At 39.7% G+C, this 19,298-nt stretch carries 19 protein-coding genes; 8 read left to right on the top strand and 11 right to left on the bottom strand.

Translation table 11 applies throughout. The features are described 5' to 3' along the window. Position 1: 1 nt before the first annotated feature. Both LQ226_RS05120 and LQ226_RS05115 read left to right on the top strand, forming a co-directional pair. On the top strand, positions 2-814 hold the full coding sequence (locus tag LQ226_RS05120; RefSeq protein WP_231416779.1) for an endonuclease/exonuclease/phosphatase family protein: 813 nt from the start codon (positions 2-4) through the stop codon (positions 812-814). Next, positions 814-2,475, top strand: coding sequence for a glycoside hydrolase family 13 protein (locus LQ226_RS05115; RefSeq protein WP_231416778.1), 1,662 nt, complete (start codon positions 814-816; stop codon positions 2,473-2,475). Before LQ226_RS05120 ends, LQ226_RS05115 begins: the two co-directional genes overlap by 1 nt. 91 nt (positions 2,476-2,566) lie before the next feature. Here the strand turns inward: LQ226_RS05115 and LQ226_RS05110 are convergent, their stop codons facing one another. Further along, positions 2,567-3,928: a DUF2254 domain-containing protein gene (locus LQ226_RS05110; protein WP_231416777.1), complete on the bottom strand. Its 1,362-nt coding sequence runs from the start codon at positions 3,926-3,928 to the stop codon at positions 2,567-2,569. 423 nt (positions 3,929-4,351) lie between these two features. Between LQ226_RS05110 and proC the strand changes: the two genes are divergently transcribed. The 4 genes from proC to LQ226_RS05090 all read left to right on the top strand — a co-directional run bounded on the left by proC (position 4,352) and on the right by LQ226_RS05090 (position 9,308). Further along, entirely contained in the window at positions 4,352-5,191 is an 840-nt protein-coding gene (proC, locus tag LQ226_RS05105) for a pyrroline-5-carboxylate reductase (RefSeq protein ID WP_284526487.1), read from the top strand. 32 nt (positions 5,192-5,223) lie between these two features. Next, on the top strand, positions 5,224-6,357 hold the full coding sequence (gene proB, locus LQ226_RS05100; protein WP_231416776.1) for a glutamate 5-kinase: 1,134 nt from the start codon (positions 5,224-5,226) through the stop codon (positions 6,355-6,357). A gap of 21 nt (positions 6,358-6,378) precedes the next feature. Beyond that, a complete protein-coding gene (locus LQ226_RS05095; protein WP_231416775.1) occupies positions 6,379-7,638 on the top strand; it encodes a glutamate-5-semialdehyde dehydrogenase in 1,260 nt (419 codons plus the stop codon). 488 nt (positions 7,639-8,126) lie between these two features. Then, on the top strand, positions 8,127-9,308 hold the full coding sequence (locus LQ226_RS05090) for a pyridoxal phosphate-dependent aminotransferase (protein ID WP_231416774.1): 1,182 nt from the start codon (positions 8,127-8,129) through the stop codon (positions 9,306-9,308). Between the two features lie 413 nt (positions 9,309-9,721). Here the strand turns inward: LQ226_RS05090 and LQ226_RS05085 are convergent, their stop codons facing one another. The 5 genes from LQ226_RS05085 to LQ226_RS05065 form a co-directional block, all read right to left on the bottom strand. Then, entirely contained in the window at positions 9,722-10,336 is a 615-nt protein-coding gene (locus tag LQ226_RS05085) for a PH domain-containing protein (RefSeq protein WP_231416773.1), read from the bottom strand. 31 nt (positions 10,337-10,367) lie between these two features. Continuing rightward, a complete protein-coding gene (locus LQ226_RS05080; protein WP_231416772.1) occupies positions 10,368-10,727 on the bottom strand; it encodes a Lin0512 family protein in 360 nt (119 codons plus the stop codon). 126 nt (positions 10,728-10,853) lie between these two features. Continuing rightward, entirely contained in the window at positions 10,854-11,852 is a 999-nt protein-coding gene (locus LQ226_RS05075) for a sodium:calcium antiporter (protein ID WP_231416771.1), read from the bottom strand. Positions 11,853-11,890: 38 nt separating this feature from the next. After that, positions 11,891-12,466: a histidine phosphatase family protein gene (locus LQ226_RS05070; protein WP_231416770.1), complete on the bottom strand. Its 576-nt coding sequence runs from the start codon at positions 12,464-12,466 to the stop codon at positions 11,891-11,893. A gap of 115 nt (positions 12,467-12,581) precedes the next feature. Then, a complete protein-coding gene (locus LQ226_RS05065; protein WP_231416769.1) occupies positions 12,582-13,019 on the bottom strand; it encodes a nucleoside 2-deoxyribosyltransferase in 438 nt (145 codons plus the stop codon). Positions 13,020-13,051: 32 nt separating this feature from the next. Between LQ226_RS05065 and LQ226_RS05060 the strand changes: the two genes are divergently transcribed. Continuing rightward, a complete protein-coding gene (locus LQ226_RS05060; protein ID WP_231416768.1) occupies positions 13,052-13,540 on the top strand; it encodes a metallophosphoesterase family protein in 489 nt (162 codons plus the stop codon). Positions 13,541-13,591: 51 nt separating this feature from the next. On the opposite strand, the gene LQ226_RS05055 is transcribed toward LQ226_RS05060, so the two are convergent. Genes LQ226_RS05055 through LQ226_RS05045 form a run of 3 tightly spaced genes read right to left on the bottom strand, consistent with a single transcriptional unit; the run spans position 13,592 to position 16,207 of the window. Further along, positions 13,592-14,959 carry an aldehyde dehydrogenase gene (locus LQ226_RS05055; protein WP_231416767.1) on the bottom strand — a complete coding sequence of 456 codons (1,368 nt, stop codon included), beginning with the start codon at positions 14,957-14,959 and terminating at the stop codon, positions 13,592-13,594. Positions 14,960-14,970: 11 nt separating this feature from the next. Beyond that, entirely contained in the window at positions 14,971-15,891 is a 921-nt protein-coding gene (rnz, locus tag LQ226_RS05050; protein WP_231416766.1) for a ribonuclease Z, read from the bottom strand. 10 nt (positions 15,892-15,901) lie between these two features. Beyond that, positions 15,902-16,207 (bottom strand): ArsR/SmtB family transcription factor, encoded by a 306-nt coding sequence (locus LQ226_RS05045; RefSeq protein WP_231416765.1) that lies wholly within the window; start codon positions 16,205-16,207, stop codon positions 15,902-15,904. Positions 16,208-16,410: 203 nt separating this feature from the next. Here LQ226_RS05045 and LQ226_RS05040 point away from each other — a divergent pair, with 203 nt between their 5' ends. Next, positions 16,411-16,917 (top strand): hypothetical protein, encoded by a 507-nt coding sequence (locus tag LQ226_RS05040; protein WP_231416764.1) that lies wholly within the window; start codon positions 16,411-16,413, stop codon positions 16,915-16,917. Between the two features lie 68 nt (positions 16,918-16,985). On the opposite strand, the gene namA is transcribed toward LQ226_RS05040, so the two are convergent. Both namA and LQ226_RS21240 read right to left on the bottom strand, forming a co-directional pair. Further along, on the bottom strand, positions 16,986-18,005 hold the full coding sequence (gene namA / locus LQ226_RS05035; RefSeq protein ID WP_231416763.1) for an NADPH dehydrogenase NamA: 1,020 nt from the start codon (positions 18,003-18,005) through the stop codon (positions 16,986-16,988). A gap of 67 nt (positions 18,006-18,072) precedes the next feature. Continuing rightward, entirely contained in the window at positions 18,073-19,164 is a 1,092-nt protein-coding gene (locus LQ226_RS21240) for a glycosyltransferase family 2 protein (RefSeq protein WP_231416762.1), read from the bottom strand. Between the last annotated feature and the right edge of the window lie 134 nt (positions 19,165-19,298).

Here is a 19,298-nt window from a genome sequence, read left to right as displayed (position 1 = left end):
TATGAAATTACTGACCATTAATGTTCACGCATGGCAAGAAGAGAACCCTCACATGAAGATAAAACAACTTGCATCAAAAATCCATAACAGTAGGTATGATGCGATTGCCCTGCAGGAAGTGAGTCAGCATAAAGAGGCCCCGTATCTTTACAATGATATACGGAGCGACAATTATGGATATTTACTTCAACAAGAGCTCCATAAATTAGGGAGTAAGGATTATGAGCTCGTGTGGGATGTTTCTCATTATGGGTATGATGTGTATGAAGAAGGGATTGCCCTTCTTCTGAGACATCCTATCAATTATTCCGACTCTTTTTACGTTACTGAATCGGAATCGATTGACTATTGGAAATCGCGAAAGATTGTTTCTGTATCATGCACAATAGAAGGCGTGCCAATGACGTTATTTTCTTGTCATCTTGGTTGGTGGGGCGATGAAGAAGAGTCCTATGTTTCACAAGTAGATTCACTATTAAGTTATGTCCAAGGTGACCGCTTAACCTTTTTACTGGGGGATTTTAATGCGTCAGATATGAAACGTGGCGAGGGATATGACTACATAAAGAAATATGGGTGGATCGATACACATGAAGAGGCCGTGGATCAACTTGGGAATGCCACAGTTGAAGGAAATATTGCCGGCTGGGACCACAATAAAGAAGGTATTAAGATTGACCATATCTTCTGTAATCAACCTATTGAAGTACTAAGGTCTGAGATTGTGCTAGATGGAGGCAAAAGCCCGGTCGTGTCTGATCACTTTGGTTTGGAGATCACATGTACGATTGGTAAGGGAAAGAGGGATAAATAATGGAACGAGTATGGTGGAAAGAAGCTGTAGGATATCAGGTTTATCCAAGGAGTTTTCAAGATTCAAACGGCGATGGTATCGGAGACTTAAAAGGGATGATGAGTCGTCTCGATTATTTAAAGGAATTAGGTATTGATTTCATTTGGATTTGTCCAATGTATAAATCTCCTAAAGATGATAACGGTTATGATATATCAGACTACCAGGACATATTGGAAGAATTCGGGACAATGGAAGACTTTGATCAGCTATTACAAGAAGTCCATAAACGTGATATGAAGTTAATTATAGACCTGGTGCTGAATCATACAAGTGACGAACACCCATGGTTTATTGAATCGAAGTCCTCCAAAGATCACCCAAAACGTGACTGGTATATATGGAGAGATCCAAAAGACGGTGCCGAGCCTAATAATTGGGAGAGTATCTTTGGTGGTTCTGCATGGGAGTTCGACGAAGCAACGGGTCAATACTATATGCATTTGTTCTCAAAGAAACAACCGGACCTTAACTGGGAGAATGAAGAAGTGCGTGAAGTCTTATATGATACGGTCAATTGGTGGCTTGATAAAGGGATTGATGGGTTCCGCATTGATGCGATTAGTCACATTAAGAAGCGTACAGGTCTTCCTGATCTTCCGAACCCAGATCATGAAAAGTATGTCTCTTCCTTTGATATGCATATGAATCAGGACGGCATTCATGAATTTCTTCAAGAGTTCAAAGATCGCACTTATAGAAATTATGATGTCATGACGGTAGGCGAAGCAAATGGTGTCAGTGCCGATGAAGCTCATTTATGGGTTGGGGATGAAGGAAAGATGGACATGGTCTTTCAGTTCGAACATTTAGACCTTTGGGATCAAGACGCTGAAGAAAAGTTGGATGTACTTGCGTTAAAAGATGCCTTAACCCGTTGGCAAAAAGGTCTTGAGGGAGATGGATGGAATGCTCTCTTCATTGAAAACCATGATAAGGCCCGAAGTGTTTCTACCTGGGGAAATGATAGTCGTTATTGGCGAGAAAGTGCTACTTCCTTAGCGACCATGTATTTCTTTATGCAAGGCACACCGTTCATTTATCAAGGACAAGAGATTGGTATGACTAATTTCCAGTTTCCTTCTATTGAAGACTTTGATGATGTAGCCGCTAAAAATATGTATCACAATATGATCGAAGAAGGTAAAACCGAACAGGAAGTGATGGATATCCTGTGGAATACCTCACGTGATAATAGCCGGACGCCGATGCAGTGGAGCTCTGAATTAAATGCAGGTTTCACGAGTGGGAGTCCATGGATGAAGATTAATCCAAACTATGAATTGGTTAATGTGGATACCCAAAGGAAAGATCCGGACTCAATTCTGAATTATTATAAAAAGATGATCCAATTGAAGAAGAAGTATGACTTGTTTACGTATGGCACATATGATTTAGTCAATGAGGAAGACCCTCAAATTTATGCCTACACAAGAACGCTAGGGGATGACTACGCGTTAGTTATTGCAAATCTAACAGAAGCCGAAGTCTCTTTTATTCCTCCTATAGCAGTTAATGAAGAAGCTTTGATTCTTAGTAATTATAAATCCGTTCAACATACAGATCAAAACCTCTTGAACTTATCGCCATATGAAGCTCGAGTTTATATTCTCTCTAATTAAATATGGAGCTAGTGAACAAAAGCCTGAAGAAAAAAATTGAATAAACGAAAAAATGAGCGCTCTGATTCCTATCAGAGCGCTCGTTTTCGTTTTATTGATAGATCGTTTTTAAAAGTTCTTCTTTTAGTGGGTCAAATTCATTCTCTTTATGAGTATTTCTTGATACAGATTCTAGGTTGTTAATAAGATAATAGCAATCATTCTCAAATAAGCTACATCCATTCAGACCTTTTACGGTTTGGTAGGCAAACTCCCAAATATCCGGAAGGAATCTTTCGTCCATTCCTTTAGCTAATAAGGATAGCATGGATAAGATTTCAGTAATAATCGTGACGTTGTGATGACTATATTCTCTTATATTAGCGAAGCCTTTGTGTAAGTAAAATTTGAAATCTTCCTGGCAAAGCATCAGACGTAAATGCCCATCCTTATCGTATAGATAAGGAGAGAAATCTGTGACGCTTCCTACTTCTTGCAATAATTCTGTTATCTGGTGAAGGGTATTGGTGACCGTTAAAGGATCATCATTCCCAAGAGCGCGTATAGCAACTTCAGCAAGTTTATTTACGCCGTATTCAAGATCTTGAATTTCCGTTTGTTTTTTACCTAATTCGACTAACTTTAAATAGGTTTTCTTATTAAACTTTTCTTCATCTCCCCAATAGGTGAACAGAGGGGTATTGCACAGCACAAACTCTCCGATACGAGGTTGAAGTGATATAACTAAATCATCTTCTTTCGCTTGGTATATAAGTTTTTGAAAATCGGCTAATTGCAGGTAACCAGAACTTTCGGCAAGAATTACATTTCCTTCTTCAGTAGGTTTTTGAGCTAATGTTTCGTCTGTTGTTTTCCGAAAAGGTTCAATTTCTTTCATTAGCGAACTTTGAATAATCTTCTTAGAATTCTCTTTCATCCGTGAGGTGATGTTATGCACCTGCAGCCAAGTTGTAGTGTGATTAATGAAATAAACGAACGTAATAGCTGCAAGAAAAACGGTTGCAATCGAAAGGAAAGGTATAGCTAAGAGATACTCTACATCATCGTTTGAGACATAGAGGAAGTTTAATAAGACGTATATGAAGCTTCCGTTAAAGATTCCCATTACATGTTGAGTGTTTCTGTCACTTATGTAATTCAATAGCATTTTAGACGAGAATTGTCCGCTGAACGTAGTCAGAGCTACCAGAATAGAGTTAATGGTAAAGGCACTAAGTGTTAACACCCCTCCGACTAATGATCCTAAAAGTGTCTGAGTTGTACTTGCGCTAAATGCTATAAGCTTAGGAAAGTAAGCAGCTAAGTCTAGTTTATAGTCCAGGAAAAAGGTTAAAGCGGATAGGCAGATTGATGCGATAATATACCACATTGGCATAAACCAGAGGGTAGACTGTAGTTCATTCTTTCTTTCGCGTTTAGACATCGTTGCATAACGTTTTATTTGATAGAACATAAATTTAAACTCCTTTAATGGTTATATGTATTCTTTCCTTTATTTCTGCCCAGTTAATCTAAAAAATTTATGTTTGTCTTAAAATATTATAATTATGGAAAAGGTGGAGGGAACCACTAGGTTACAGAATCCATCAAATGTCGCAGTACAAATGATGGACATCTGAATATCTTCTAAATTATTGAATAATCAAACAATTAGGGTATTGAAAAACAAGACCTTTCCATAATCTTCATAAAACCTCTTGAGAAGAAATCAGCAGCCTTGAGACGCCACATTGAGTGAATAAGGACGAATGGAACCGTTTACATAAACTATTTCGCCTCTTTACGCCCCACTTATCCGAAAGCCCTTGCATATATTTTTTGGAATGTTACGATAATCATCGTTGTTACAAAAGCCAAAAGGGAGCGTGTTAAAGTAGTGGCACAAACGATTGCTTTTTTAGGAGCAGGATCTATGGCTGAAGCTATGATCTCAGGAATGGTTCAGTCTAAGCAGGTCACTCCGAATCAAATTATCGTATCAAACCGTAGTAATACCAACCGTTTAAACGAGTTGAAGTATAAATATGGCATTCAAGCCAAGAAACGTGAACAGTTAGATTTTGAAAAGATTGACCTATTTATATTAGCGATGAAACCAAAAGATATTGATTCTGTACTAGAATCATTAAAGCCTCATTTAAACCCACAACAAACCATCATTTCTGTATTAGCAGGAATTTCAACTTCATACATGGAGGATCACTTACCAGAGAAACAACAAGTGATTCGAGTCATGCCAAACACTTCTAGCATGATCGGGGAATCAGCCACGGCTATCGCACCTGGTGCCTATGCCCCTAAAGATCGAATAACCTTCACTAAGACATTAATGGAATCCTTTGGCGAAGCTTACGTCATTGATGAGGATCAAATGGATATTTTCACTGGAATTGCAGGCAGTGGCCCTGCGTACTTCTATAATCTCATGGAACACATTGAACAGGCGGGCCTAGAAGCTGGATTAGATAGTGAAATAGCGAGGTCTATTGGTGCTCAAACCATTCTCGGAGCTGCCAAGATGATTCAGGAAAGAGATGAATCCCCAACTGAATTAAGAGAAAACGTCACATCTCCAAATGGAACAACGGCTGCTGGATTGAAAGCGCTCGACAAGCACAGAGGGGGAGAAGCGATTACGGCTGCCATTAAAGGAGCGGCAACTCGTTCTAAAGAGATGGCGAAACAAATGGAAAAGCCCCCGCTCGCAACCCACTAAAACTGAAACAAACTAAATTGCAGGAGGAACTTATGATCACCGACACCGAATCGAAACGTATTGTCATTAAAATTGGAAGCAGTTCTTTAACAAGTATGCACGGAGAGATTAGTCGCCGAAAACTAGAGAAAATCGTGGATGAAGTCGTCCGTTTGAAAGATGAAGGCCATGAAGTGTTACTAGTATCATCTGGCGCAGTTGCTGCTGGTTATCGGAAACTTGGCTGCTTAGAGCGTCCGACAGATCTTGCTGAGAAGCAGGCTGCAGCATCCATTGGTCAGGGACTTCTCATTGAATCTTATTCTGACTTATTTCTTTCACACGGTTATGTGGGAAGTCAAATTCTAATTACTAGAAGCGACTTCTCTGATGAGGACCGTTATAATAACGCAAGAAGTACAATTAATGTCCTGCTTGATCGAGGGATTATACCAATTGTTAATGAAAACGATACGATTACGATGGATTTTCTTAAATTCGGAGATAACGACACATTATCTGCCAAAGTAGCTGGTTTAGTTGATGCTGATCAACTTATTATTCTTTCAGATATTGATGGACTTTATGATGAAAATCCGAATGATAACCCACATGCAAAACTTGTATCACAAGTTCAGGAAATAACAGATGAAATTGAAGCCTCTGCTGGAGGGTCAGGAAGTTCAGTTGGAACAGGAGGTATGAAATCTAAAATAGATGCCTTTAAGATTGCGATGGCTTCTGGGATCTCTTCATTCCTAGGTAAAGCGTCAACGCAAAATATTGTTTATGACGCGGTTCACCAACAAGCAAAAGGAACGTACTTCACCTCTAAACCAGATACAACAAATCTGGATCAAAAGAAACAATGGATTGCTTTTAATTCAGGACCAGAAGGTGAAGTTATCATAGATATGGTGACGAAGGATACCATTGTGCAGCAAAAGGATAGTTTACATCCCGCTCACATTACGAACGTACAAGGTGATTTTGATAAAGGCGCTGTCGTTCGAGTTATGGATAGTGACGGAGAGGAAGTAGGCCTTGGGGTTGTAAATTATTCTTCGGCAACATTCAAATCTTTCATTGGCCAGCCTATTGATCAGCTTTCTAAATATAAACAACCAGCCGTTGAACGTGAAGACTTCGTATGTCATCTTGATTTTGCCTTACCAGTAAGTGTCTAATAAGCGAGGAGGAATGGATCTATGATTACCAAAGAACAAACGAATGTGGAAGCTCAGGCGATTCAAGCCAAGAAAGCGTCTAAAACGCTCTCTGTATTAACTACAGAGGAAAAAAATAAAGCTTTGTACGCGATTGCTGAACAATTAGAAACAGAATGGCAAGAGATATTAAAAGCAAACGAACGTGATCTTATCAAGGGTCGGGAGAAAGGGTATGAAGATGCTTTTATGGATCGTCTTACTCTCACAAAAGAGCGCATTACAGATTTCGCTAATGGCCTACGTGAAGTTGCTGAGCTTGAGGACCCAACTGGCATTGTTCAATCGGACTGGACACTTGATAACGGTCTTCAGGTACAGAAAGTGACCGTTCCCCTTGGCGTTATCGGAATGATTTATGAAGCCCGTCCAAATGTGACCGTGGATGCTACCGGCCTTGCTTTAAAATCTGGAAATGCCATTGTCCTTAAAGGAGGCTCTTCAGCCCTTGAATCGAACAAAAAGATTGTTGAAGTGATGCAAGAAGGCCTTCAAGATACAAGAATTCCTAGGGACGCTATTCAATTTATTGCAAGTACAGACCGCAAGGCGACGAATGCTTTATTTACAATGAAAGAATATATTGATGTATTAATTCCTCGCGGTGGGGGCTCTTTAATTCAAGCTGTTGTGAACAATGCTACTGTTCCTGTCTTAGAAACTGGGGTTGGGAATTGTCATATTTATATTGATGAAACAGCAGATGTTGAAAAAGCCATTTCCATTCTTATTAATGCTAAAACGGATCGACCTGCTGTGTGTAATGCTGCCGAAACCGTTATTATTCATGAGAACTGGCTTAACAATCATAAAGAGGCACTTGTAGCCTCATTAGAAGAGCATGGCATTGTGGTTCATGGAGATAAATTAGCTGTTGAAGCGATTCCTGGTGCTTCAGAAGCTGTCGAAAAGGACTGGGCTGAAGAATATTTGAGTAAGCACATAGCGATGAAAGTCGTTCGTGATGTTACAGAAGCCATTGAGCACATTGAGATTTACGGCACGAAACACTCTGAAGCGATCATTTCTGAAGATCTTCAAAATGTGGATCTATTTATGAAGCTAGTAGACGCAAGCGCGCTTTATCACAATGCATCAACTCGCTTCACAGATGGAGGCGCACTTGGATTTGGAGCAGAGATTGGTATTTCTACTCAGAAACTCCATGCTCGTGGTCCAATGGGGCTTCCTGCCTTAACGACTATTAAGTACCAAATGAAAGGTACGGGGCAGATTCGTTAAATACTGTTAGCCTTAAGTTTGAGGAAGGGGATCCATTGACCGCAATTGTATTCCCTTTTTGTAAATAACTAATTCTATATGTCCTATTCATTTATAAGATAAATGTTTTCCGTTAACACTATCCTTAAGACAAACGTATGGAGGGATAGGTGTTGAATGGACGATTGATGTACCAAGCACCATGGCATGATATTTGTACAGGTGGGTATAAAATTCGAAAGAAAAATAAAAGACTGATTTCATCTGCCAGGTTCACGAATGAGAACCCAATTTTTCAGACAGACCTTTCCAAATTTCATTATAAGTCGTAAAAAAAGCTAGCCATTAGGTTAGCTTTTTTTTATTTTACCTGTGGGGTCCACCATGACTGTAAGAAAGATCGATCAAAGAAAACGTATTCATAAAATAGATGTAAGAAAATTCAGCCTTTACAAAAAGCGAGAATGGGTCTATTCTTTCTTATTAAGACCGTTTAAAGGAGGAACGACATGAAGCAATTTACATATTCTAAAACGCTCGAACGTCTGCCTGAACAGTTCTTTGCTAAGCTAGTAGATAAAGTGAAAAGAGCAGAAGAAGGTGGTCAGGAAATGATCAATTTAGGCCAGGGAAATCCTGATCAGCCGACTCCTTCATTTGTGACAGAGGCTTTGAAACGTGCGGCGGATAATGAGACCTACCATAAATATTCTCCCTTTAGAGGGTTTTCATTTTTAAAGGAATCGGTAGCCAATTTTTATAAACGCGAGTATGATGTAGACCTTGATCCTGAGAAAGAGGTAGCGGTTCTGTTTGGTAGCAAAACAGGACTTGTGGAGATCAGTCAATGTTTCCTTGATGAAGGGGATACCGCGCTCGTTCCTGATCCTGGTTACCCTGATTATTTGTCAGGGGTGGCGATGGCCAATGCACACACTGAGAGGATGCCGCTCTTAAAGGAAAATGATTTTCTTCCTCGATATGATCAGATTGGGGAGGATACGTTTCATAAAGCGAAGTTGATGTTTTTGAATTACCCTAACAATCCTACATCAGCTACCGCAACAGAATCGTTCTTTGAAGATACAATTGAAATAGCGAACAAGCATGATATATGTGTCGTACACGATTTCGCCTATGGCGCGATTGGATTTGATGGAGAGAAACCACTCAGTTTCTTGCAGGTACCTGGTGCTAAAGACGTGGGTGTAGAAATGTATACGATGAGTAAGACATTTAATATGGCAGGCTGGCGTGTGGCATTCGCTGTTGGGAATCAAAGTGTGATTAGAGCACTTGAACTTGTCCAGGATCACTATTATGTGAGTTTATTTGGTGCGGTGCAAGAGGCTGCTGCAGAAGCACTAGAAAACGGTCAAGAATCAGTAGAGCAATTAGTAAAGCTATATGAAAGTAGAAGGGATTATCTTGTTAAAGGACTGCGGGATATTGGATGGCGAGTTACAGCACCAGAGGGCTCATTCTTTATGTGGCTAGAGGTGCCAAGTGAATTTACTTCTGAATCTTTTGCAGATTACCTTATCGATCAAGTTGGAATCGTTGTAGCTCCAGGGATAGGGTTTGGAGAGAAGGGAGAAGGTTTTGTACGAATAGGGTTGTTAGAAACTGAAGACCGCTTAAAAGAAGCTGTTAAACGCCTCAATACTCTCCCATTTACAAATAATGATTGATGAAACATGCTCACACCCATTTGTGTGAGCATGTTTATGGCTAGTTGATCTTTTAGAAACTTAGTAGCAACTCCGAAAGTTAAATAACCACAAAAAGAAAAACCCTCTTTACGGTAAGGGGTTTCGGGAGTGGCGTTTTTTAACTCGTTTTTTGAACTGTTCTACTTTCTTTTGACATATTCTCAGTTCTTTCCAAGTCTCTGCTCTGTCTAAAAGGTCACGGAGCTTCCTATACTCGATTGATTCTTCATGTGTTAATTTGATTTTAGGCTTCGGGAAAGGGATAACATCTCCCATACTCACATCACCTCACTTCAAGGTTGTCCCTTTAGTGTATGAGGGAGAAGGGAGGAAATATGCTAGGTATTCATACAAAAAAGCAGCCATCATTATCATGGTGGCTGCTTTATGTACTAGTTATGGATGTATCGCTCGAAGATGTTTCCGAAATCTTTAACTGTATATTTTTGTTTACTCTCTACTAACCAGTTAAAAGCAAGCTGATTGATGGATTTGAATTCTTCGAATACGCGGTTATCTTTAATGTCTGTTCGGTTCAACGTGTTAGATGCGTAATCTAGGCTTTGCTTGGTAAACTCATAATAAGTTTCGTTCTCACTCATCACTTCACTGATTTTAAGGAGAGCCTTATATAGGTCTTTTAGTTCTTCAATGTTCTTCTTGTGCACATCAATAGAAAAGGATTGATTCCCCATTGAAAACTTAATCTCAACATCTAAATCTACTGTTCCTGCGGTTTCTAGTGCTACATTTGAAATGGCATGTTTATAATAATCATACCGATGAAGCATTCGTTTCTTGCTGGTCGCACTAGTGCCATCTAAATGAATGAGAGCTTTGTTTGTAAAGCAGTATTCGTCAGCCGCAGATTTAATTAGGAAAAATATTTTTTCATCGTCTTCATGCATGACATAATCGTCTGCATCTACTTTGTCATAATCTTCAGGGGTAATGACCTTTCCGACATCACTTAAACCTAAGGCATCAGATGCTACTTTTTTAAACATCGTTTCACTCCTCTTTCTTATGTCTCTTGCTTTAGTAGCCTACTTCAACAGAAGCATTTACGATATACATGAGGTCGTTTTTGTCCTCTTTTTCTTCTAAATGTATACCACTTGTTGTAAGCATTCCACCGTCCATTACCTCAACGGTGACAGTTCCATAAGGGATAGCGTTGCGAATCTGTTCAAGGTCTAGCTTTTCCTTATCACAAGGGACAGCTAACTTTATATTGACCACCATATTGTCTAAAGATTGTTCTGGTAGAATATTTTTAATGCCCGGCATAGAGTTCGTATGTATGGCGTTTTTAACAGCGCGTACAGATGCTTTTGTTACGTTTTGGCCATGAACATCAACACCCATGCCCGTTTCTATAAACACAAGTTGATTCATAATTATCGCTCCTTTCTTGCTATTAATTTCATTTTAGCACATACGAGCTTCTTTGTGGTCAATCTTACTTTTATGCGATCTGGCTGAATGGAATATGAAAAAGCCGAGCGGTATACCGCTCGGCTGTTAAACAGTGGAATGCGTATAAATTAAGTAGCTCGAAGCTAAATAAATAATTACAATCAAAACGGAAGGGAACATATACGAAAAGGTATTCAAAGGTTTTTTTCTTAAAATGGCATAGAGCGTTAAAGCGATTAAAAGCATTGAACCGATAATTGAGTATACATGCGCTTCATTCCCAGCTTGAAGAAGGGGGCCGTTACGGAAGAATAAGTCTGTACCAGCAAGGATGAGTAAATTGAATAGATTACTACCAAGGATTCCGTTCATCATTAATGAATAGTTGCGTAACCGAATTGCGATAAAGGATGAAACTGCCTCAGGCAGAGATGTACTTGCTGCAATAAGCAAGGAACCGACAAATGTAGAACCGAGTCCACTAATCTTTGCAATTTGATCACCTGTTACAGTGAGAAGACTACCTGCAAGGATTGTACCAATAGCCGCTAGTGCAAAATATAAGATCGCTTGCTGTAAACTAGTAGTTTGAATCCTTTGTACGTGTCTTGCATTTGCTTCTTCAACCGGCTGATTGGCTTCATTAGAGGTGAACTGAGAGATAATTCTAATACCAACAAGGTAAAAGACAATGATGATTAAAGAATCAAGACCAACGCCAAAGAAAGAGTAGGGGAGAGAGATGACGAAAGATAATAAGATGACCATCGACATCAACAGACCAAGGCCTGCTGTAGCTGCGTGCTCGTTTGTAGAGTAACCGAGTAGACGAGACCTACGATAATATAGATCGAATAGGGCTAATATAAGCACATTAAAAAGGTTACTCCCCAATAGGTTACCAAGAGCAAGGTCAGGATTATCAATCGTGACAGCTGTGATACTTGTTGTAATTTCTGGCAAGGATGTTGCCGCACCGAGCAAGAGACCGATCATAGCACCTGTTGCAGCCGATTTCTTTTCAATGATGTCTGCATAAGTCGATAAGTTAACAGCTAGCAAAAATGTTACTAGGGCTGCTATTGTAAATAAAATATAGGTCAATGTAGAGTACACTCCCGTATTGATGATCTAAATTCAAATTAAGAAAGGTGGCTGATATCGTTATAGGTGTTTATTTGCCACATCTCATTCAGATGTTCAATATTGCTAATACATGCGTTCATTAATTTCGTTTTGCCTGAACCGATTTCTCCCTCTGATAGGACGGATAGAATTGCATTGATTACAGCTCCATGTGCAACTAAAAGAACTTTTTGATCTTTATAGTGTTTCTGAATGTCATGTAAGCCATCAAAAATTCTCTTCTGAAATGGATTCCACTCTTCTTGACCTTTGTAGTCCCGGTTGGGGTAGAGAGTGCGAATTTCCTCAAACGTCAATCCTGATCCTTCTCCAAATGCACGTTCCTTAAAATGATCCATCTCCACAAGGCGAATGGACTCATCCATTTGTTCTGAAATAATAGTGGCCGTTTCTTTGGCTCTTGAAAGAGGGCTTGTTATGAACACATCCCATTCCATTCCTTTAAGGTGCAAACCAGCTTCTTTCGCCTGTTTACGTCCTGTGTCGTTTAATGGGATATCCTCTTGGCCCTGGAGGCGAGATTCTTTATTCCAATCTGTTTCACCGTGTCGAACAAGGCATACTGTAGTCAATATATCTAAGTCCCTTCTATAATAAAACTGCTTTCATTGCTTCGTTTAATAGAGTCACTCTTATTGTACAGAAGCGCTCCTTTAGTAGCAATGGAAAACACTCTTGTAAAGAAGGTCAGATAATTTCTCCCTTATAAGTATTTGAAGGAAGTGTTTGGAAATCATAGGCGATTAAGTCTTCTAATGAGTATACAAAGGCTCTACCTGATTCTGCAATCATAAGATTCATTATTGTATCTTTTTCTGTATAGACGATGATTGGAATTCTGTTTGCGTAGGCAAATCCTATTTCCCACATTGTTCCAGAGTCTGGGTAGGGTTTATTCCCGCTATCATGGATCGCAACCATGACGTCGGATTCCAATATATGAATGACATCATTTGAAAACACAGCCTTTTTCCATAGGGGTTCTCCAAATTCGAGTGGTTTGAATTGATTTTTCATGGGAATAAAAACTTCTAAGCCTTTTACATCTTGTAGCACTGCAGCAATATCACGAACTCGTTTACGTTCTTCCTTATTAAAGAATGGGCCTGCGAGAAAAACTTTCATAATATAACCACCTTTAAGAGAGGATTGAAGACATGAGAATAATTGTTGTCTCAGATACACATATGCCGAAAAAAGGGAACGCATTCCCCGAATCCATAAAAGAAGAGTTAAGTAATTCAGACCTTATTATCCATGCTGGTGATTGGAGTAGTTTGGAAGTATACGATCAGCTAGCTTCGTATGGAAAGGTACAAGGGGTCCAGGGAAATATTGAAGAAGAGGAGGTACGAGATCGACTGCCGGAGAAATTAGTTTTGGAGCTCGATGGTTATAAAATTGGAGTTGTACATGGACACGGAGATAAGAAGACAACCGAGAAAAGGGTTGTCGAGGCATTTGAAGGAGAAGAAGTGGATCTTATTATATTTGGTCACTCCCATTTACCTCTAACAAGATGGGTTAAGAAGACTTTATTGTTCAATCCAGGATCTTTAATGGACAAACGTAAACTTCCCTATACCTCCTATGGGATTATTGATACGACTCATGGTCTTGACTGTATGCATAGGTATATTCTATAGAAGATATTACTTAATTTGAATAACGCCCCCCACATAAGGGGGGGCTCGGACTTATTTAAGAAGTTTCTTAATGAGTTTTAACCCATGCTTACGTCCAGGATAGCGAATGGAAAGGTCAAATTTAGTCGTTTGCTTGACAATTCCTTTCGAATGAGTAAAGGCATCAAAGCTTGCTTTGCCATGATAGGTACCAACGCCGCTTTGACCAACACCACCAAATGGTAGGTGGGGGTTAGCAACATGGAAAAGAGTGTCATTGATACAACCTCCGCCAAACGATAGCTTCTCTAAAATCTCTTCTTGTTTTTGTTCATTCTTAGAAAAATAATAAAGAGCCAATGGCTTTTCATGATTTCTCACTTCGTCAATCACTTCATCTAACTGATCAAAGGTTAAGACAGGTAAAATAGGACCAAAAATCTCTTCCTGCATAATGGAATCATCCCATGAAATATGATCTAAGATGGTCGGTTCAATGGCATTTAAATCTGCGTCATGTTCACCGCCTGTTAAAAGCTCGCCGTCGTGTAGATAGTTACATAATCTCTCGTAGTGACGTCGGTTTACAATATGGCTATATTCTTCATTATAAAGAGGGTCCTCACCGTATAGATCCTTAATTGCAGCTTTTAATTTACTCATTAATTCAGGTTTTACAGAGCGATGAACGTATAGGTAATCGGGTGCTATACACGTTTGTCCTGCGTTTGTATATTTCCCCCAGGCGATTCGTTTCGCAGCAAGATCTAAATTCGCATCCTCATCAACAATAGTTGGGCTCTTCCCTCCAAGCTCCAACAGTACAGGAGTTAAGTGCTGGCTTGCTTTTTCCATAACAATCTTTCCAACAGGAACACTTCCCGTAAAGAATATAAGGTCGAAACGCTGCTCGAGTAGTTCCTGACTTACCTCCGCGTCACCTTCTACTACTGTAAAGATAGATGCATCAAACCATTTGCTTACCATTTTCTTTAGAAGGATAGACGTTTCAGGGGTAAGCTCAGAAGGTTTCAGGATAACCGTATTTCCACCTGCAAGGGCTCCAATAACAGGAGCAAGAGCCAATTGAAATGGATAGTTCCATGGAGCGATGATAAGGGTAACACCGTATGGTTCTTTATATAAGTAGCTTTTGGATCCTGCATGTGTAAGAGGTGTTTTGACCTTTTGAGGTTTCATCCAGTCTTTTAAATTTTTTATGGTAGAGGTGATTTCACTATATAAAAACCCAATTTCTGTCGTATAACTTTCAAACTCTGACTTGTGAAGGTCTTTATAGAGCGCCCCGATAATAGCTTCTTCATTTTCTGCAATCATGTTTCTAAGGTTTGTTAACTGTTCTTTCCGAAATGAAAAAGGCTTCGTAGATTCTGTGTAATAAAATGTTCGTTGGTGATGAACCAGTTCTTCGGTATTCATCTTTTCCCTCCTTAATCACGTACTTTAAATTGTTTTAAATCTGCAGCGATGTCTGTATTAGAAAAATAGGTTCTGGCTTCATTTAATAACGAGTTCACGTCTTCATCTTGGTAGCGAGATGAAATGTGGGTCATGATGAGTTGTTTGACCCCACCTTCTTGAGCAATGCGAGCAGCTTGAGCAGTTGTGGAATGATAGTAATTATAAGCTAGTGTTTCCTCGTTTTCAGAGAATGTCGCTTCATGTACTAACACATCAGCATCTTTTACAAATGGAATAAACCGCTCATGAAAGCGTGTGTCGCCAAAGACGCACACTTTCCTGCCTTTTTTAGGAGGGCCTACATAGTCTTCTCGCTCGATCATGGTTCCATCCTCTAACATGACTCTAGGATTGTCTTTGATCTGCTGATAAATGGGGCCTGGTTGAATGCCTGATTTTTGTAATTGTTTAACTAGCAGTTCTCCAGGTTTGTCCTTCTCTTCAAAAGAGTACCCATAGCTTAAAATGCCGTGATCTAATTTTTTACAGGTAATCGTAAATTGATCATCTTCATAAATTTTACCTTCATCTATTTCATGAATCTGCAAGTCATAGGTTAAGCGAGTTGAACTAATAGAAAGGGCGGTTTCTATGAATGCTTTGATACCCCGAGGTCCGTATATTTCTAAAGGAGTTGTTCCCCCTTGAAAAGACCGGCTCCCCAATAGACCTGGTAAACCGAATATATGGTCTCCGTGTAAATGGGTAATAAATATTTTTTCGATCCTTCTCGGTCGTATGGAAGTATTTAAGATTTGGTGTTGAGTAGCTTCTCCGCAATCTATTAACCAGGTTGCGCCTCTTTCTTGCAACAATTGTAAAGCGATACTTGTAACATTTCGTTTCTTAGAGGGTACACCAGCACCTGTTCCTAAAAATATAAATTCCATGATCTTCCTCCTACTCTATACAATGCTTCTCAACCTCTGTTATGAGTTGTTTTAATAGATCAATTCTGTCCTCGATAGTCAGGAAATAATAGCGCTTTGTTCCTTCTTTCTCTATGGATACAATGCCCGCATCTCGCAAGATCTTTAAATGATGGGAGACAGCGGGGCGTGAAAGAGGAGACTTTTCCGCAATTTCATTGACGCTTAATCGTTTAAATTGATCCAGCAGTAAAATAATATCTTGTCTGGCCGTATCTCCTAACGCATGAAAGGTTAGGGTATTCAGGCGAAACAGCTGTTCAAAGTGGGTAGACATATTTCGATTCCTTCTTTCTGTTCGTTAGTTTAAAAGTTTAAACGAAACAGAATACAGAAGCAAGTTTTTTGGAGGTTAGGATTAGCCCGATCCGGTTGTGGAGAATCGCTATCACATTTAAAAAAAGAATTCAAAAATGTTGAATCGTTTCTATGGGGAAGTTCGTCTAATCTATAGAGGAAAATGTAGTAAGGGTGATGGAAGTGAAGAAGTGGTGGTCTATAGGGGTTTTAATCGGTTTATTGTTGCTTTTATCTGCGTGTGGGGATCAAACGTCTTCTGAAAATCTCGCACAATTAAAAGAACACTATCCTACTTTAAAGAATCAATTGAATGAACTGTCACAAGAGCAGTTGGAGCAAATTAAAGTACCTGATTATATTCCTTTTGAAGTGACAGATGTACAAGCAATCACAAGCTCTGAAAATCCTTCTCATATTGAAATTATCTTCACAAATGGTCAACTAAATTTACATGTGATGACAATGAGTCACCAAGGTGAATTGTATACAAGTGATACGGGAATTGACCTTCAGAATGGCGCCCATGCAAAATTCAAAATGAATGAGTTTGGAAACGAATTGCAATGGAGTAAAGAGAGTGAGAGCAGAGCTTATATCGTGAAGTTGATGGCATATCCTCCGAGTCAGCCACAGCAATTCACGAAAGAAGATGTAATTAAAATTGCTAATTCAATGTATAAAATGTAGGTTTGAAAGAAAAAGGAGTATGAAACTAAGTTTCATACTCCTTTTTTACGTAAACGTGAGAGTGGTGATTACAGCCATCCTCTTTTGTATTGCTCAGGACCTTCTAACTCCACACCAAGTTCATCAGCAGCGGCTTTTGGCCAGTATGGGTTGCGAAGCATGGCGCGAGCTACGAAGATTAAATCAGCTCTTTTGTTCCGGATTGCTTCCTCTGCTTGAAGGCCAGAAGTAATCATGCCGACTGCGCCTGTTGCGATATCCGCCTGATTCCGGATTTGGTCTGCATATTGCAACTGATATCCAGGGTAGACCTCAGGTCGAACAGGTACTACACCGCCAGAACTACAGTCAATTAATTCAACTCCAAGTACTTTCATACGTTCAGCATAATAAAGGAAATCTTCCATTTGATTCCCATTTACATCGTGCTCATTCGCAGAAATCCGAACAAATATGGGTCCATCCCAAGTGGTTTTGACTTCTTCGATCACTTCTTCTAAGAATCGAAAACGAGACGCTCGATCTCCACCATACTCATCTGTACGTTTATTTGTGAGAGGGGAAAGAAACTGACTAATTAAATAGCCGTGCGCTCCGTGAAGCTCAATAATATCGAAATGCGCTTCTTTAGAACGTCTCGCTGCTTCTTTAAATGCCTGTATTGTACGTTTAATATCAGAGGTGGTCATTTCATTTGGGGTTTCCATGTCTTCTTTGAAAGGAATCGGACTTGGAGCATATATGTCTTCATCCAAGATCGCTTTTCTTCCTGCGTGCCCTAATTGAATCGCTGATCTGGCTCCGTGACGATGGATCCCTTCATTAATTTGTTGCAAACCTGAAACATGGTCATCACTCCAAATTCCTAAATCCTGAGGGGAGATCCGTCCTTCAGGGAGTATGGCGGTCGCTTCAATCATAATGAGCCCGGCCTGACCAGCAGCGCGGCTCTCGTAGTGGGCTAAATGAAACGGTGCTACAACCCCATCTTCAGTATGAGAAGAGTACATACACATAGGGGACATAGCAATCCGGTTTTTTAATGTAACTTTTCCGAATGTTATGGGGGAAAATAAACTGGATTCCATAGGTAATCCTCCTTTTTGAAAATACAGAACGAGTTCATTATTTCATAATCAAATGATTTTTACATTTTTATTGCTTCGTGCTTTTCCTTTTTCCTCTTAAATCTTTTAAAGAGTAGAACGTTCCCCTCCATTCAATTCCACCGTTCTTAATCGTAATAGTGAGCGCGCGTACGATCGTGTATATAAACAATAAAGCAGAGTAGGGAAGGGTGAGTGCGTATAAGGAATGGTAATGGGTTAGTTTCCTTGTTGTCATCACCATTAATGCAAGCATTAAAAAGATGGCTATTGCACTTAAGCTTCTGTGATCGTTGGATCCTACAATGAATATAACGAAAGGGAGAACTTGAGAAATAAACGTTCCTGAAACAGCAATAAAGCTTAAGGAGTAAGAATAATTCAATCCGGCAAATGTATTCTTTTCAAGTCCTTTTATCGCAGTACTTAAAGAAGGATACCATTCAACAGATAGTTCATCCATTCCAGTCACAAGCCGTTGTCTGTATCCTGAGGATTTCACCAGTTGTCCGAGATAAAGGTCATCGTCCGGCCTGAGTGAAAAAGACTTATGAGTTCCAATTGCCTCGTAAGTGGAGCGGTTCAGCATATTGAATGCTCCGATGCCCATACCTCCTTTATTAGAATAATCCTTGTTTGCTGTCCACGGCCTTTTAAAGAAGCCAAACCCAAACGTGGTCCACTTGATCCGCTTCAAAGAATGAAAGGGCCTGGTTAATAGCGTTGTTAGAAAAGTAAATGTCTCCATCCGTGAATAGTAGAACATCTCCTTTTGCGTGCCTGTACCCTGGTATAGAGCGTGGTTTTTCCCTAACCAGTCTGCAGGCAGTACCTCAATATGAATAGCTTTTATGCGGGAAGGATTGCTTTTTGCCCATTTGTTTATGATAGAACCTGTTTGATCTTGAGAACGATCATTTACCGCTATGATTTCAAAGGGCTCATGAGTTTGATTTATCAAGGATTGTAATGTTTGATCAATCGCCTTTTCTTCATCTTTAGCAGCCAGAATGATGGAGACAAACTGATTTGAATGATGATCCTGGACCTCTTTAAGAGCTTTTATAGATTTCAAGCCTCTCCATCCATCGATTAGGGCATACGTCCAAAAAGCGATCGTCATGATTAAAAGAATTGTCATGTGCCAGCCTCCGATCTATAGATTAAAATCTATCATACTTCTTGGACAATCACGATGCCTGGATCCTCTCTTAGAGCGTATTGGCATTACTTTTCCCAAAATATCCCCTTTTGTATCCAAGAGGTAAAACAAGC

The organism is Pontibacillus sp. HN14 (assembly GCF_021129245.1).
Taxonomy (GTDB): Bacteria; Bacillota; Bacilli; order Bacillales; family BH030062; genus Pontibacillus.
Note: the sequence above shows the minus strand (reverse complement) of the source record. Positions and strands in the feature narration are given on the sequence as shown.